This is a genomic window from Bosea vaviloviae, from assembly GCF_001741865.1.
In the GTDB taxonomy this organism is placed as follows: Bacteria; Pseudomonadota; Alphaproteobacteria; order Rhizobiales; family Beijerinckiaceae; genus Allobosea; species Allobosea vaviloviae.
In genome coordinates this window covers 5,079,950-5,094,559 of sequence record NZ_CP017147.1, presented here as the reverse complement: position 1 = coordinate 5,094,559, position 14,610 = coordinate 5,079,950, and the positions used below count along the sequence as shown (strand labels likewise).

At 65.1% G+C, this 14,610-nt stretch carries 11 protein-coding genes and 3 tRNA genes; 7 read left to right on the top strand and 7 right to left on the bottom strand.

What is annotated here, in order from left to right; translation table 11 throughout:
• Window positions 1-90: 90 nt before the first annotated feature.
• The gene (locus BHK69_RS23385) at window positions 91-1,194 is read left to right on the top strand and encodes an IS5 family transposase (RefSeq protein ID WP_069693320.1); all 1,104 of its coding nucleotides are present in this window, start codon (window positions 91-93) and stop codon (window positions 1,192-1,194) included.
• A 147-nt stretch (window positions 1,195-1,341) separates the two neighbouring features.
• Here BHK69_RS23385 and BHK69_RS23380 read toward each other — a convergent pair whose 3' ends face one another.
• Window positions 1,342-2,268, bottom strand: coding sequence for a LysR family transcriptional regulator (locus BHK69_RS23380; RefSeq protein ID WP_069692193.1), 927 nt, complete (start codon window positions 2,266-2,268; stop codon window positions 1,342-1,344).
• A gap of 187 nt (window positions 2,269-2,455) precedes the next feature.
• Between BHK69_RS23380 and BHK69_RS23375 the strand changes: the two genes are divergently transcribed.
• A complete protein-coding gene (locus BHK69_RS23375) occupies window positions 2,456-4,006 on the top strand; it encodes an MFS transporter (RefSeq protein WP_069692192.1) in 1,551 nt (516 codons plus the stop codon).
• Window positions 4,007-4,096: 90 nt separating this feature from the next.
• On the opposite strand, the gene BHK69_RS23370 is transcribed toward BHK69_RS23375, so the two are convergent.
• The 6 genes from BHK69_RS23370 to rlmB all read right to left on the bottom strand — a co-directional run bounded on the left by BHK69_RS23370 (window position 4,097) and on the right by rlmB (window position 9,828).
• The gene (locus BHK69_RS23370) at window positions 4,097-4,870 is read right to left on the bottom strand and encodes an NAD kinase (RefSeq protein ID WP_069692191.1); all 774 of its coding nucleotides are present in this window, start codon (window positions 4,868-4,870) and stop codon (window positions 4,097-4,099) included.
• Between the two features lie 236 nt (window positions 4,871-5,106).
• Window positions 5,107-5,976, bottom strand: a complete 870-nt coding sequence (locus tag BHK69_RS23365; RefSeq protein ID WP_244548295.1) for an MBL fold metallo-hydrolase — start codon at window positions 5,974-5,976, stop codon at window positions 5,107-5,109.
• Between the two features lie 258 nt (window positions 5,977-6,234).
• Entirely contained in the window at window positions 6,235-6,663 is a 429-nt protein-coding gene (locus BHK69_RS23360; RefSeq protein ID WP_148663554.1) for a hypothetical protein, read from the bottom strand.
• 127 nt (window positions 6,664-6,790) lie between these two features.
• Window positions 6,791-6,865, bottom strand: a tRNA-Thr gene (locus BHK69_RS23355).
• A 175-nt stretch (window positions 6,866-7,040) separates the two neighbouring features.
• Window positions 7,041-8,714: an MFS transporter gene (locus BHK69_RS23350; RefSeq protein WP_069692188.1), complete on the bottom strand. Its 1,674-nt coding sequence runs from the start codon at window positions 8,712-8,714 to the stop codon at window positions 7,041-7,043.
• Between the two features lie 304 nt (window positions 8,715-9,018).
• Complete coding sequence (gene rlmB / locus BHK69_RS23345; RefSeq protein WP_148663553.1) at window positions 9,019-9,828, bottom strand: 23S rRNA (guanosine(2251)-2'-O)-methyltransferase RlmB; 810 nt, start codon at window positions 9,826-9,828, stop codon at window positions 9,019-9,021.
• A gap of 117 nt (window positions 9,829-9,945) precedes the next feature.
• Between rlmB and BHK69_RS23340 the strand changes: the two genes are divergently transcribed.
• The 5 genes from BHK69_RS23340 to BHK69_RS23320 all read left to right on the top strand — a co-directional run bounded on the left by BHK69_RS23340 (window position 9,946) and on the right by BHK69_RS23320 (window position 14,605).
• A complete protein-coding gene (locus BHK69_RS23340) occupies window positions 9,946-10,509 on the top strand; it encodes an AAA family ATPase (protein WP_069692187.1) in 564 nt (187 codons plus the stop codon).
• Window positions 10,510-10,621: 112 nt separating this feature from the next.
• Window positions 10,622-10,706, top strand: a tRNA-Tyr gene (locus BHK69_RS23335).
• 134 nt (window positions 10,707-10,840) lie between these two features.
• A tRNA-Gly gene (locus BHK69_RS23330) sits at window positions 10,841-10,914 on the top strand.
• A 148-nt stretch (window positions 10,915-11,062) separates the two neighbouring features.
• Window positions 11,063-12,064 (top strand): toll/interleukin-1 receptor domain-containing protein, encoded by a 1,002-nt coding sequence (locus BHK69_RS23325; RefSeq protein ID WP_069692186.1) that lies wholly within the window; start codon window positions 11,063-11,065, stop codon window positions 12,062-12,064.
• Window positions 12,065-12,361: 297 nt separating this feature from the next.
• Window positions 12,362-14,605, top strand: coding sequence for a GmrSD restriction endonuclease domain-containing protein (locus tag BHK69_RS23320; protein ID WP_069692185.1), 2,244 nt, complete (start codon window positions 12,362-12,364; stop codon window positions 14,603-14,605).
• Window positions 14,606-14,610 lie beyond the last annotated feature (5 nt).

Below are 14,610 nucleotides of genomic sequence, written 5' to 3'. Positions count from 1 at the left end.
GAAAACGCTCTAGCAGGCTGCTGCAGAAGTCTCTGGCGGGATCGTCTTGGAGATGATTCACTCTGTCTGAGGCAGATGCGGGGTCTTGCGATGCGGGGACGTGAGGATCGGTCGGATAGCCTGTTCAGCTACATCCGGCTGGAAGAGCGGGTTCCTGCGGATCATCCGCTGCGAGCGATCCGGGCTTTGGCGGACGAGGTTCTGGCGGGTCTGAACGGTCGCTTCGAGACGCTGTATTCGCAGATGGGTCGGCCCTCGATCCCACCGGAGATGCTGCTGCGCGCGACGCTGCTGCAGGCGTTCTTCTCGGTTCGCTCCGAGCGGATGCTGATGGAGCAGATCGACTACAATCTGCTGTTCCGGTGGTTCGTCGGGCTTGAGATGGATGCCGCGGTCTGGCACCCGACGGTGTTCACGCACAACCGCGACCGGCTTCTGGAAGCGGATGTGGCCCACGCCTTCCTGTCGGGGCTGCTGGCTTTGCGTCAGGTGAAGCAGCTCCTGTCGAGCGACCACTTCTCCGTCGATGGCACGCTGATCGATGCCTGGGCCTCGATGAAGAGCTTCCGGCGCAAGGACGGCTCGGACGAGCCGCCTGGGCCTGGCCGCAACGGCGAGCGCAACTTCCGCAAGGAAAAGCGCTCGAATGTAACCCATGCCTCGACCACCGATCCCGATGCCCGGCTCTATCGCAAGAGCGACGGGCACGAGAGCCGGCTGTGCTTCATAGGCCATGCGCTGATGGAGAACCGCCATGGCCTCGTGGTGGACGCGACGCTGACCCACGCCACCGGCACGGCCGAGCGCGAGGCAACGCTTGCGATGCTCGACCGGCGCGAAAGCCGGCATCGGATCACGTTGGGAGCCGACAAGGCCTACGATGTCGAGGCCTTCGTGGGCGACCTGCGGGCGCGCCAGGTGACGCCGCACATCGCCATCAACGGCGCGGTGTCCAAGACCGGCAAGGTGCGCAAGACCGCCATCGACGGCCGCATCACCCGCCATCCCGGCTACGCGATCAGCCAGCGTTGCCGCAAGCGCATCGAGGAGGTCTTCGGCTGGATCAAGACCCAGGCCGGGCTGGCCAAGGTCAAGGTCCGGTCCCGGACCAAGGCCGAGGCGGTCTTCACCTTCGCAGTTGCCGCCTACAACCTCGTCCGCATCCCCAAGCTTCTAGCCCAGGCGACCGCATGAAGGGCAGCGCCAAGCGGACCAAGCCACGCTCCGGCAGCAGCATCCACCAGAAGACAAGCCGCCGACGCTTCCCAGCTGCGCCAGTCGCTGCCAAAACAGCAAAGACCATCTAAACCAAGAGCCAGAACAGACTTCTTCAGCAGCCTGCTAGAAAGCGCGATAGGCGTCTGCCGGGCTCTCGCACCGCGCCGCGAAAAGCCTGTCGCCGACGAAATCGACGAAGACCCTGACCTTTGGCGAAAGATTGCGGTTCGAGGGCCAGATCAGGCTGAACTGGCCGGGACCGTCGATCCGGTCGTCGAGCAGGGTCCGCAATGTGCCGTTCGCCAGCGGCTCGCGCGCCAGAAAATCCGGCAAGCAGCCGATGCCGAGGCCGGCGATGGTGGCGCCGCGCAGCGCCTCCATATTGTTGCAGGTCAGGACCGTGCGCGTGCGCAGTTCCGGCTCTCCGGCAGGTAGGGTCAGCGGCCAGGGCTGGACCTTGCCGCTGTTGGGATAGCGGAAGCGGACGCCAAGATGCCGGTCGAGATCGCGCGGGCATGCGGGTGTGCCATGGCGTTCCAGATAGGCCGGCGCGGCGCAGAGCAGCATCTGGAAGGGGCGTAGGCTGCGCGCCATCAGGCGCGAATCCGGCAAGACGCCGCTGCGGATCGCGACATCGGCGCCCTCATCGATCAGGTCGATGATGCGGTCGTTGAAATCGAGATCGATCTCGATCTCGGGATAGCGCGTCATGAATTCAGGCAGCACCGGCAACAGCAGATGATAGCTGACGATCGGCGTGCTGATGCGCAGCCGACCGCGCGGCACTTCGATCGTGCGGGCGAGCATCGCGCGGGCGTCGTCGAGATCGTCGAGAATGCGCCGGCAGCGCTCGTGGAAGGCGCGTCCCTCCTCGGTCAGCCGCAGGCTGCGCGTCGAGCGCTGGAACAGCCGGATTGCGAGCTGCTGCTCGAGCTTGGTCACGGCCTTGCCGACAGCCGAAGCCGACAGCCCGAGCACGCGGCCCGCCGCGACGAAGCTGCCGAGATCGGCGGTGCGCACGAAGGCCATCAGACCCGTCAGTGAATCCATGCTTGCCCCTGTCGGAACTTGGCCCTCTCGGAGCGCGCGGTTATTCGAGCGTTTTGTTCCGCTGATATCGGATCAAGAGGCCCGTTGGCAGTCATTACCTCAAGATTATCCTGTCTCGACCGGAAAGCGAGCCTCGGCCGCTGCAAGCCGGCCATCCCGCCGGATGCCGAACAGGACAATCATAGCCATGACGCAAACCACCACGCGGCCGAACATGCCCAAACAAGCGCTCGTGCTTTTCTCCGTCTGCCTTGCCGCCGCGGCGATGCCGCTGACCTTCACCGGGCCGGCTGTGGCGCTCCCTGCCATTGGTCGGGCGCTCGGCGGCAGCCCGATCGCACTCAACTGGGTCACCAACGCCTTCATGCTGACCTTCGGATCGAGCCTGATGGCGGCAGGCGCGCTCGCCGATGCCTATGGCCGCAAGCGCATCTTCCTCGTCGGCGTGGGCGCATTCGCCGTGCTCTCGATGGCGCTCGCCGTCGCGCCCGATATCCTCTGGTTCGATCTGGGACGCGCAGCTCAGGGCGTGGCGGCGGCAGCCGCCTTTTCGGGTGGCATGGCGGCACTTGCCCAGGAGTTCGACGGGCCGGCGCGCATCCGCGCATTCAGCATCGTCGGCACCAGCTTTGGCGTCGGTCTCGCCTTCGGGCCGATCGCGTCGGGCCTGATGATCGATGCCTTCGGCTGGCGCAGCATCTTTGGGCTCGTGGTCGCGCTGGCGGTGCTGGCCTTCGCGCTCGGCATGCGCGCTCTACGGGAATCGCGCGATCCGGAGGCGAGCGGACTCGATTGGCCGGGCGCAATCAGCTTCACCCTGGCGCTCGCGCTCTTCACCTATGGCGTGCTGCTGGCGCCCGAGCGCGGCTGGACTGAGCCGACCGTGATGGGCCTGCTGGCCGGCGCGGTTGCGCTGTTCGTCGCCTTCGGCGTGATCGAGCGGAGCGTCGCCCGACCGATGCTGGACCTGACCCTGTTCCGCTATCCGCGCTTCGTCGGCGTGCAGTTGCTGGCGGCAGCGCCTGCCTATGCCTTCGTGGTGTTGTTGATCCTGCTGCCGGTGCGTTTCATCGGCATCGAGGGCCTGAGCGAGATCGCCGCTGGCCGCCTGATGATCGCCTTGTCGGCGCCGCTGCTCGTGCTTCCGATTGCAGCTGGCCTGCTGACGCGCTGGTTCTCGCCGGCGACGATCTGCGGCGTCGGGCTTCTGATCGCGGCTCTCGGCCTGTTCTGGCTGAGCCGGATGTCGGTCGGTGGCGAGGCCATGGGCGTCGTCCTGCCGATGGCACTGATCGGCATCGGCATCAGCCTGCCCTGGGGGCTGATGGACGGGCTTGCCGTCAGCGTCGTGCCCAAGGAGCGCGCGGGCATGGCGACCGGCATCTTCAGCACCACCCGCGTCGCTGGCGAGGGCGTGGCGCTCGCCGTGGTCAGCGCCGTGCTCTCGGCCCTGACAGCGGGACATCTGGCGGCGGGCGGTGCGGCTGCGAATACTGGCCCGGCCGCGCAACGCCTCGTCACCGGCGATCTGGCGGGCGCAACGGCCGCCTTGCCGCAGATTGGTCATGCGATGTTGCTTCAGGGCTACGGCGCCGCCTTCGCCACGCTCCTCCTGATGCTCTGCGCCGTCACCGTCGTCACGGCTATCGTCGTCTTCGTCTTCCTTGGGCGTGGGACGAAGCAGGTTGCCGAGCTGGCGGAAACGACCGAAGAGCGTCTGTGCACCTCGCAGGCCTGAGGCCGCTCCTCATTCGCGATATGGCGCGTTCGGCGGGTCAACGGATGGGGCGGCGCCGTCGTCGCATGAACCGACCCGCTGGGGCGCCCTTCAATACCCGAACTGCTCCCGCAGGATTCGCTCGTCCAGGCTGTGGCCGGGGTCGTGCAGCATGACGAGGTCGACGCTGCGGTCGATCTCGATCTCGACCAGGACGACGTTCTCGATCTGGGTATGGTCGGCGACGGCACTGACCGGCCGCTTGGCTGCCTCCAGCACCTCGATCGTGACCTTGGCATGGTCGGGCAAAAGCGCGCCGCGCCAGCGCCTGGGCCGGAAGGCCGAGATCGGGGTCAAGGCGAGCAGCGGCGCATCGAGCGGCAGGATCGGGCCGTTGGCCGAGAGGTTGTAGGCGGTCGATCCCGCCGGCGTCGCCAGCAGCACGCCGTCGGCGACGAGCTCGCTCAGCCGGACCTGGCCATCGACCGAGAGGCGCAGCTTCGCCGCCTGGTAGGAGCGGCGCAGCAGCGAGACCTCGTTGATCGCCTTGGCCTGGACCACATCGCCGTTCTGGTCGACGGCGCGCATCGAGAGCGGGTGGACGACGCTGCGCTGCGCGGCCTCCAGTTTCTTGCTCAACCCTCGTTCCCGGAACTCGTTCATCAGGAAGCCGACAGAACCGCGATTCATGCCGTAGATCGGCTTGCCGGTGCCGAGGAAGCGATGCAGCGTCTGCAGCATCAGCCCGTCGCCGCCGAGCGCGACGATGACGTCGGCCGTCGCGGGATCGGCGTTGCCATAGCGGTCGGCGAGCTTGAGCAAGGCGGCTTCCGCCTCCGGCGTCTCGCTGGCGATGAAGGAGATGGCGGTGAAACGTGCGGTCATCGCATGTCCTGACGGCACTCCGCATGGGAGCCGTGCCGTGCTTAGCATGGCCGGAGCGAGGCCCGCGAGACCGCGTCGACAAAAAAGACCGGGGCTAGAGCCGTTTCCGATCCAGTTGGATCGTTCAACAGCTCTAGCTCTTTGTTTGACGCGTTTTCTTCACGCGAACCGGTGCCCACTTCGCTCGAAAACGCTCTTGGTCCCGGCCTTTCGGATGATCGGCAGGAAAGCGCCCGTCAGATCGCCGTGCTCCACTGCACCGGCACCATCTCGAAGCCGTTGCCGGCCTTGGCGATGTAGCCCGTAGCCGGGAAGGGGGCGTGGTAGAACGCGACCTGCATCTTGTCAGCCGAGACCATGTCGAGCAGCTTGCGGCGCGTCGCTGCGGCCTGCGGCCCGTCCATGTCGAACACGGCCGACCAATCCGGGTTGCGCACGAACAGCGCCGGGTGGTTGGTGGTGTCGGACATGATCATCAGCTTGCCCGCGCCGGAGCTAAGCGCGAAGGTGGTGTGTCCCGGCGTGTGGCCAGGCGCGGCGATCGCGGTCAGGCCCGGCAGGATCTCCTTGCCGCCCTCGAACTGCTTCACATCCTTGGCGATGGGCGAAAAGACGCGGCGGACGCCGGCGAAGGCGCCCTTCATGCCTTCCGGCGCGGCGCTCATCTTGGCGTCGTCCATCCAGAAGGCCCATTCGGCGGCCGGCACCATCACCTCGGCATTCGGGAAGACGGTGCTGCCGTCCTTCAGGCGGAAGCCGTTGATGTGGTCGCCGTGGAAATGGCTGAAGACCACGGTCGAGACGTTCTTGGGATCGAAGCCGGCAGCCTTGAAATTGGCCATCCAGGTGCCCGATGTCGGTGCGCCGGAATCGCCGTTGCCGGTGTCGATCAGGGTCAGCTTGCCGGCGCTCTCGATGGCGAGCGTGGTGAAGGTGATGTTCAGTGCGTCGGCTGGCAGGAAGGCCTGCTCCATCGCCTTCTTGACGTCTGCGAGTTCGGCGTTCTTGACGAAGCCTTCGAGCGGCCGCTTGCCGAAGCCGTCATTGATGGCGGTCAGCGTGACGTCGCCGATCTTGTAACGATAGAATCCGGGGGCCTGGTTCACGGGGGCTCCTTGCGCTTGGGCCGGACGGGGGCCGGCGGGTAGGTCGAAAGTCGTGGCGGCAGCGAGGGCGCCTGCGCTGGCGAGAACGGCACGGCGCGATGGCTCGAATTTCATCATGGATATTTTTCCCCCTTGGCTTGGCTCGGTTCAGCCTCGCTGGACCCTAAAGGCCGGCGTGGCAGGTTCAACAGCGCCGTGGTGGCGCAGGGTCAAGTTTCCGTGAACGCAGCCTTGCCCGAAGATGCAGCGGGCTTGCGTTCAGGGCCTCGAGGCGGGGCGCTGCCGGGGCGTGTGGTCGTCCTGCCGCGCGAAGGCGCGCAGCATCGCCGCGCACAGCGCCAGTGACCCGATCACGCCGTTGCCGGTGCATTCGGCGACCAGAGCCTGGAAGGCCGCAGTGTTCTCGCCGGTCATGCATTGCAGGCTCCAGCCCCATTCCGGAGCCTTCTGACGCAACAGCCCGACGGCGACCTCGATGTCGCCGGAGACGGTGCCCAGCGTTTTCCACAGCGAGCCCTGCTGGTAGATGCCGCCCGCAGGCGCGCGCCGGCTGACCAGATTGGTGGGCTTGCGCCGGACGGTGTAACCCAGCGCCTCGTAGATCTCGGCGTCGAGCATGCGGTCGGGCTTGCTCGCCTCCTCGCAGCGTTCGGCCAGCGCCAGCAAATGTTCCGGTCGAGTGTCCATCATCCTCGTCCAGGCAGTTCCTTGCGATGCGTGCCGCCGGCAGCAGCCTTGCTTCGGCTCCCGACGTCGTCACTCGGCATCGTCACCAGCAAAACGCAGGCCGCCTGCATCGAGGCTCGATCGTGACTGGTGCCGGTTGAGGGGATTGAACCCCCGACCTTCGGTTTACAAAACCGCTGCTCTACCGCTGAGCTAAACCGGCTCGCCGCGACCGGTCCTGCGGTTACCAGTCCGCCGGGCCGACGGCAAGTTCGAAATCGGTCGAAGGCCGGAGCAAAGCGCCCTGCGGCAGGCCATGAAATACGCCAGCAAAAAGCCCCGCCTCGAAAGGCGGGGCTCGGTCAAGCGCAAGCGATCAGATCACGTGCTCTCGCGGATCACTTGTTCTCATAGGTCATGATGTCGCGATCCTTGGTCTCGGGCACGAAGAGCATGCCGATGACGAAGGTCATCATCGCGATCACGATCGGGTACCAGAGGCCGTAATAGATGTCGCCGGTTCCGGCGACCATCGCAAACGAGGTCGCGGGCAGCAGGCCGCCGAACCAGCCATTGCCGATATGGTAGGGCAGCGACATGCCGGTGTAGCGGATGCGGGTCGGGAAGAGTTCGACCAGCGCGGCCGCGATCGGGCCGTAGACCATTGTCACGTAGATGACGAGGATCGTCAGGATGCCGATGATCGTCAGCGACTGCGTCGTGAACAGTGCGTTCATGAAGCCGACCTTAACGATGCGGGCGTCGCCGGGGGCGGGATAGCCGGCTGCGACCGCTTCCCTGGCGATGCTGGCGGCGAAGGTGGCGTCGATCACGACGTCCTTGCCGTTGACGGTGACCTTCGCGGGCGTGCCGACGGGGGCGGGCGCCTGGGTGTAGACGATGGCCTGCGTGGCCAGCGTGCGGCGGGCGACATCGCAAGGCGCGGTGAAGGTGCGCACGCCGACAGGATCGAAGACTGAACCGCAGGTTGCGGGATCGGCCACGACCTGGACCTTGACGTTCTCATGCGCCGCAGCGAGGCCGGGATTGGCGGCCTTGGTCAGGGCGGTGAAGAGCGGGAAATAGGTCAGGGCGGCGATCATGCAGCCGGCGAGGATGATCGGCTTGCGGCCGACCTTGTCCGACAGCGAACCGAAAACGATGAAGCCGCCGGTGCCGAGGATGAGCGACCAGGCGATCAGCACGTTGGCGGTGTAAAGATCGACCTTGAGGATGCTCTGGATGAAGAACAGGGCGTAGAACTGGCCAGTGTACCAGACGACGGCCTGGCCGGCGGTGAGGCCAAACAGCGCCAGGATGGCGATGCGGGCGTTCTTCCAGGTGCCGAAGGCTTCAGTCAGCGGCGCCTTCGAGCCGGTGCCCTCTTCCTTCATCTTCTTGAAGGCCGGGGATTCCTGCATCTGGAGACGAATCCAGACCGAGATGGCGAGCAGGAAGATCGAGGCCAGGAACGGAATGCGCCAGCCCCAGGCGGCGAAGTCGGCCTCGCCCATGTTGACGCGGATGCCCAGGATGACGATCAGCGAGAGCAGCAGGCCAAGCGTCGCGGTGGTCTGGATCCACGAGGTGTAGAAGCCGCGACGGCCCGGAGGTGCGTGCTCGGCGACATAGACCGCCGCACCGCCATACTCGCCGCCCAGAGCCAGGCCCTGCAGCATGCGCAGTGCGATCAGGATGACCGGAGCCGCCCAGCCGATGGTGTTGTAGCCGGGCAGCAGGCCGACCAGGAAGGTCGAGGCGCCCATGATCACGATGGTGATCAGGAAGGTGTATTTGCGGCCGACGAGGTCACCCAGGCGGCCGAAGAAGATCGCGCCGAAGGGGCGGACCAGGAAGCCGGCGGCAAAGGCGAGCAGCGCGAAGATGGCGCGGGTGTTGGGATCGAAGGCTGAGAAGAAGTGCGCGCCGATCATGACGGCGAGCGAGCCGTAGAGATAAAAATCGTACCACTCGAAAACGGTGCCCAGAGACGAGGCGAGAATGACGCGCTTCTCTTCCTTGGTCATCGGGCGCGGCGCCGCCGCGGCCCCTGCATTTGCTGCCATGCTCATGGCGTTCTCCCCTGCTCATTGCCCGACAGTCGGAAAATCCGGACTGCCCGATTGCACGCGGCTCGTTTTCTTGCGAAGCGTAGCCCCATGTCGCCGGACCGAGGCCATAGGCGCCCCATTTCCGGTCTGACCGAAGCAATGCGCGCACGAATTACGCAGTGCAATCAGGCAGATGGTCTTGCATCTTTAGGCTTACGACCTTTGGCTGAGAGCTCTGGTCGGCCATCGGCACGAGCATGCGGGGACGGGCGTGCTGCTGCCGGCGGTTCCCGGCCGATAGCGTGCCGGTCGAGCTGGGACCGCCTCAGCGCCGCCGGCTGGCGGCGTAGAGCGCAATCGCGGTCGCGTTCGAGACGTTGAGGCTGGTGATCGTGCCCGGCACTTCGAGCCGCGCCACATGATCGCAGAGATCGCGGCTGCGCTGGCGCAGGCCCTTGCCCTCTGCGCCCATCACCATGACGAGCGGGCGACGGAGCTCGACATCGTCGAAGGCGACCTCGCCATCCGAATCAAAACCGATGCGCAGGAAGCCGCGCTTGCCGAGTTCGTCGAGCGCGTCGCCGAGATTGCGCACGGCGATCAGCGGCACATGCTCGAGCGCGCCCGAGGCCGATTTCGCCAGCACGCCGGTCGCGGCCGGGGAATGGCGGATGGTGACGATCACCGCCGCTGCCGCGAAGGCGGCGGCCGAGCGCAGGATCGCACCGACATTGTGCGGGTCGGTGATCTGGTCGAGCGCCAGGACGACAGCATCGTCGGGCAGGCTGTCGAGATCGGGCGAGGGCAGGGGATCGCAGACCAGATAAAGCCCCTGATGCACCGAATCGGGCGTCAGCAGCCGGTCGATCTCGGACGGGCGGACGAGCTCGGCCTGCAGCGGCAACTCGCCGATCTCCTCGGTCAAGCGCTTCAGCGCGTTCTCGGTGGCGAGCAGGCGGCGATGGCGGCGCTTGGGATTGCGCAAGGCCTCGATGACGGGATGGACGCCGTAGAGCACGGCCTCGTCGATATCGCCGGGGCGATGCGGCGGCGGGCCGTCGGAATGGTGCGGCCGGCGGCCGCCGGCATGGTGGCCAGCGGGTCTTCCCGGCTTGGGGCGGAACGGCGCAGGCATCATCGGTCTCCAGGGGGCGGATCTGTGCCGTGCCATGACACGCGCCGCTTGACCAGTGCCGAGGAGCCACGGCGGCGCGATCCAGACGAGATACAATGCAAGAAGGAGATATTATCGATGACGGATGCAAGCGAGCGCCTGATCATCGTCACCGGCGGGCCGGGATCCGGCAAGACGACGCTGCTTGCGGCGCTGGCGGCCCGCGGGATCGCGATCTCGCCTGAAGCTGGGCGCGCGATCATCCGCGACCAGATCGCGATCGATGGCGCCGGCCTGCCTTGGGCTCATCGCGAGCTCTTCGCCGAATTGATGCTCGCCTTCGACATGCAGGCTTATCAGGCGGCGCAGAATCGCGGCGGCAGCGTCGTCTTCGACCGTGGCATTCCCGATATCGCGGGCTATCTGCGATTATGCGGATTGCCGGTGCCGGCGCATCTTGTCCGGGCGCTCGAGCAGTTCCGCTATGCCACCGAGGTCTTCATCGCGCCGCCCTGGCGCGACATCTTCGAGAACGACGCCGAGCGCCGGCAGGATTTCGACGAGGCGCGGCGCACCCATGACGCCATGCTCGCGGTCTATCGCGAGCATGGCTATGCGCTGACGGTGCTTCCCTTGGGGAGCGTCGAGGCGCGCGCGGACGTGGTCGCCGCACGGATCGGTGCAATGCGACATTCGGTGTGAGACTGAGGGTTGACACGCCGGAGCCCGGTCACCATAAGTCCGGCCGCGCCTGTCGCCCGTCACGCAAGTGACACAGGCGGTCGCCTGCGGTTCAACCGCAACAGGCGCGGGCGGGGGAATGTCCCGAGCGGCAAAGGGGGCGGACTGTAAATCCGCTGGCTATGCCTTCGCAGGTTCGAGTCCTGCTTCCCCCACCATCTCTTTCCTGCCCGACAGCGGCAAGACGAAGCGGTCTCGGCGCGCTTTTGGTCGTCGGAAGCCGGCCGGTTTCCAACACCGCGCCCCGGCATCTTGACATCGCCTCATTCATCGCCGATTTCGGTCTGGCGATGCGGGTGTAGCTCAATGGTAGAGCAGCAGCCTTCCAAGCTGAATACGAGGGTTCGATTCCCTCCACCCGCTCCACTCCTTTTTCTATTACATCGCAGATATTTACGGTCGATCGCTTGAGCGATTTTCGGAATAGCCGAAATCGAGCGATACAACGGGCATACAACGAGTCCCGCGACTCATCCCGCCGTTCCGATGCGATTGCCAGGACGCGACTCACGGAATGGAACGCTTCGATGCCCGTCACGGCGGGGACTTGAAGGCCCAAGGACTCGACATGACCGACTTCTTCATCAGTTACACGGGTGTCGATAGGGAATGGGCCGAGTGGATCGCCTACATTCTTGAAGAGGCGGGCTTCTCCACCGTCGTTCAGGCATGGGACTTCCGTCCCGGCAGCAATTTCGTCCTTGCGATGCAAAAGGCATCCGAAACCGCCGAGCGAACGGTAATGGTCCTGTCGCCGGATTATCTCAAATCCGAGATGGCGGCGCCGGAATGGGCGAGCGCATTCGCTCGCGACCCGCAGGGATTGGAGCGGAAGCTGCTTCCGATCATGGTGCGCGCATGCGAGCCGCAGGGTCTGCTGAAGGCGATCGTCCAGGTTCGCATCGTCGGCATGGACGAGGATGCGTCAAGGCAAGCGATCCTGTCAGGCGTCAACAGGACGAGGGCCAAGCCATCGCAGCGCCCGAGCTTCCCGGGGGCGGCATCCGCCTCAGAGCACAAGCATTTTCCCGGTCCGGAAATCGCGCCGACAAGGGCGCCCCGGCCATTGCTGCCCCGCCTCGGCGTCGCACCGACCGACGCCGACCGGCGCAGGTTCGCGAAACGAGCGTTCGCCAGCATCCGCGCCACGTTCGAACGCAATCTCAACCAGGTGGTGGAGGAGGGGAACGGTCGACTCGACTTCGATGTTACGGATGCCACGGCAACGGACTTCCGCGCCGAACTCTACCTTGATGGCGGTACCAAGGGCCAATGCCGGGTTTGGCTCGGCGGCATGATGGGCGAAAACAACATTTGTTTCGCCGAAGGCAGGACCAGCGGCGACGCTTGCAATGAGATTCTGGCTCCTTCCTTAAGCGGGGAGCTTTCGTTGTCGGCGACGATGTCGATGGGTCATACGGATTTCGAGAGACGCACGGACATGAAGAAGCTCACGCCGGAGCAGGCCGCCGATTACCTCTGGGAGCGGTTCACGAGGGCTTTCAGGTCGAAATAAGGTTTGGGACTCGCTTCGACGTCAGCAGCGCTAGCCCATTCTGTCCCAGGTATCTCCGCCGCCGTCTCGATCTAGGCGGTTTCGCTGTCCAGAGGATTGGGCCAAGCATTCCATTCCGCAGGGGGCCAACTACTCGGCGGCTTCCCGCGCTCCGATGTCGCTGACCGCGCCTGGTTCGACAGAATGTCGAGGGGCGACGAAGCCACTGTTCATAACGTTGCGTCACACGCCGGCCCGCTATCGACAGTTCTCGATTGCAACCCCTAGTAGTTGGGGCAGATTTTTAGGGGGCGGCACTTGGCGATCTTCACGACGACGGCATATCCGCTTTCCTCGCTGGTCGAGGATATCGAACTCGGAAAGATCGGGCTGCCGGACATCCAACGTCCCTTCGTCTGGCCGAACAAGAACGTCCGGAACCTGTTCGACTCGCTCTATCGCGGGTATCCGGCCGGTTACCTGTTGTTTTGGGAAACGGGCGCCGAAGGCGCGATGAAGACGATCGGCACGAAGGAGCATCAGAAGGCTCCCTCGCTCGCGATCGTCGACGGCCAACAACGCCTGACCTCCCTGTTTGCGGTCGTGAAGGGCCGCGAGGTGCTTCGTGCCAACTTCAGGAAGGAACGCATCAAGATCGCCTTCAATCCGCTTCAGGAACGCTTCGACGTCACCGACGCGTCGATCGTCAAGGACAAGGCCTACATCCCCGACATCTCGGTGCTGTGGAGCCCCGAGTTCAGCGTCTTCGACTTTGCGGATACCTTCATCGACGAACTCAAGGCGGTGCGGGAGCTGTCGTCGGAGGAAAGCCGGCGAGCGAAGTCGGCTATCGGAAAGCTGCTAAACCTGCCGCAGTATTCGTTCACCGCCTTGACGCTCAACGCGAGCGTGGACGCCGAGGTCGTGGCCGAGGTCTTCGTCAGGATCAACGGCGAGGGCAAGAAGCTGAACCAGGCCGACTTCATCATGACCCTGATGTCGGTGTTCTGGGACGAGGGGCGCGCCGAGTTGGAGCGCTTCGCGCAGGACGCCTCCATGGCGAACCAAGGTCAGCCGACCGGCTACAACCACTTCCTCAAGCCATCGCCCGACCAGATGCTGCGGGTGACGGTCGGCCTGGGGCTGAAGCGCGCGAGGCTCCAGAACGTCTATAGCGTCCTGCGCGGGCGCGATGCGGTCACCGGCGAAGTCGACGTCGCGAAGCGGGACGCGCAGTTCGCTCTTCTGACCCAGGCCCAGTCGCGTTCGCTCAACCTCTCGAACTGGCATCATTTCCTGGGCGCGCTCACCCTGGCCGGCTATCGCCATGAAGGGATGATCTCGTCGCAGACGGCGATCGTCTACTCCTACGTCCTCTATCTGATCGGCCTAGTCGATCACGGCGTCGACAAGCAGGACCTCCGACAAGCGATAGCCGAGTTCTTCTTCATGGCGTCGCTCACAGGCCGGTATACCAGCAGCCCGGAGACGAAATTCGACTTCGACTTGGCGCAGTTGCGCGGGCTGCCGGACGCGTCGACCTATCTGTCGCGATTGCGCCAGATCTGCGCGACTACCCTGACGAACGATTACTGGGAAATCTCGCTTCCGAGCGACCTGGCGACCTCCGCGGGCAGGAGCCCCTCGCGGTTCGCCTATCAGGCTTCGTTGATCCTGCTCGGGGCGAGGGCGCTCTACAGCCCGCTAAAGATCGCCGACATGATCGACCCGGCCGTGAAGGGAACGAAGGCCACCTTCGAGCAGCACCACCTCTTTCCGAAGGGCTACCTGGCGAAGCTGGGCGTGACGGATCTTCGTCAGGTCAACCAGATCGCGAATTACGCCGTGGTGGAATGGCCGGACAATCTCAAGATCAGCCATCAGGCGCCGGCCGCCTACGCGCCGGCATTGCACGCCGGCTTCTCCCCCAAGGATCGCGACGACATGTTGCGGTGGCATGCGCTGCCGGTGAACTGGTGGGAGATGCCCTTCGAGGACTTTCTCCGCGAGCGCCGCGTGTTGATGGCTCGGCTGGTGCGGGACGCCTATCGCGAACTCTGCGGCGACGTGAAGCCCTCCGCAGCAGTGAAGGTCTCCGTCGAGGAGTTGATCGCGTCTGGCGAGAGCGACGCCGTCGAGTTCAAGGCGACGCTTCGGACGAACCTGCACACGGGGCTCGTCGACGAGACGATGCATCTTGCCGCGCTCAAGACCATCGCCGGATTCCTCAACGCCAAGGGCGGCACCCTGGTCATCGGTGTCGCCGACGACGGCAAGGTCGTCGGCCTGACTGCGGACAATTTTCCGAACGACGACAAGATGGGGTTGCATCTTGTCAACCTTATCCGTGACCGCATCGGCGCGCTCTTCCTCCCTTATGTCCATCCTCATTTCGACGAGCAGGACGGCGAGCGGGTCATGGTCGTCCAGTGCGAGAAGGGGCCGAAGCCGGCCTTCCTCAAGGACGGGTCGAACCAGCGGTTCTTCGTCCGTGGGATGAACGCGACGACCGAGCTCTCGGGCAGCGCTGTGACCGATTACGTGAAGGCTAGGTTCCCGTAAGGCCG

Excerpts from the sequence above, each read along its gene's own strand:
- BHK69_RS23385 (WP_069693320.1), top strand. The coding sequence starts at position 91 with ATGCGGGGACGTGAGGATCGGTCGGATAGCCTGTTCAGCTACATCCGG.
- BHK69_RS23380 (WP_069692193.1), bottom strand. The coding sequence starts at position 2,268 with ATGGATTCACTGACGGGTCTGATGGCCTTCGTGCGCACCGCCGATCTC.
- BHK69_RS23375 (WP_069692192.1), top strand. The coding sequence starts at position 2,456 with ATGACGCAAACCACCACGCGGCCGAACATGCCCAAACAAGCGCTCGTG.
- BHK69_RS23370 (WP_069692191.1), bottom strand. The coding sequence starts at position 4,870 with ATGACCGCACGTTTCACCGCCATCTCCTTCATCGCCAGCGAGACGCCG.
- BHK69_RS23360 (WP_148663554.1), bottom strand. The coding sequence starts at position 6,663 with ATGGACACTCGACCGGAACATTTGCTGGCGCTGGCCGAACGCTGCGAG.
- BHK69_RS23350 (WP_069692188.1), bottom strand. The coding sequence starts at position 8,714 with ATGAGCATGGCAGCAAATGCAGGGGCCGCGGCGGCGCCGCGCCCGATG.
- rlmB (WP_148663553.1), bottom strand. The coding sequence starts at position 9,828 with ATGCCTGCGCCGTTCCGCCCCAAGCCGGGAAGACCCGCTGGCCACCAT.
- BHK69_RS23340 (WP_069692187.1), top strand. The coding sequence starts at position 9,946 with ATGACGGATGCAAGCGAGCGCCTGATCATCGTCACCGGCGGGCCGGGA.
- BHK69_RS23325 (WP_069692186.1), top strand. The coding sequence starts at position 11,063 with ATGGAACGCTTCGATGCCCGTCACGGCGGGGACTTGAAGGCCCAAGGA.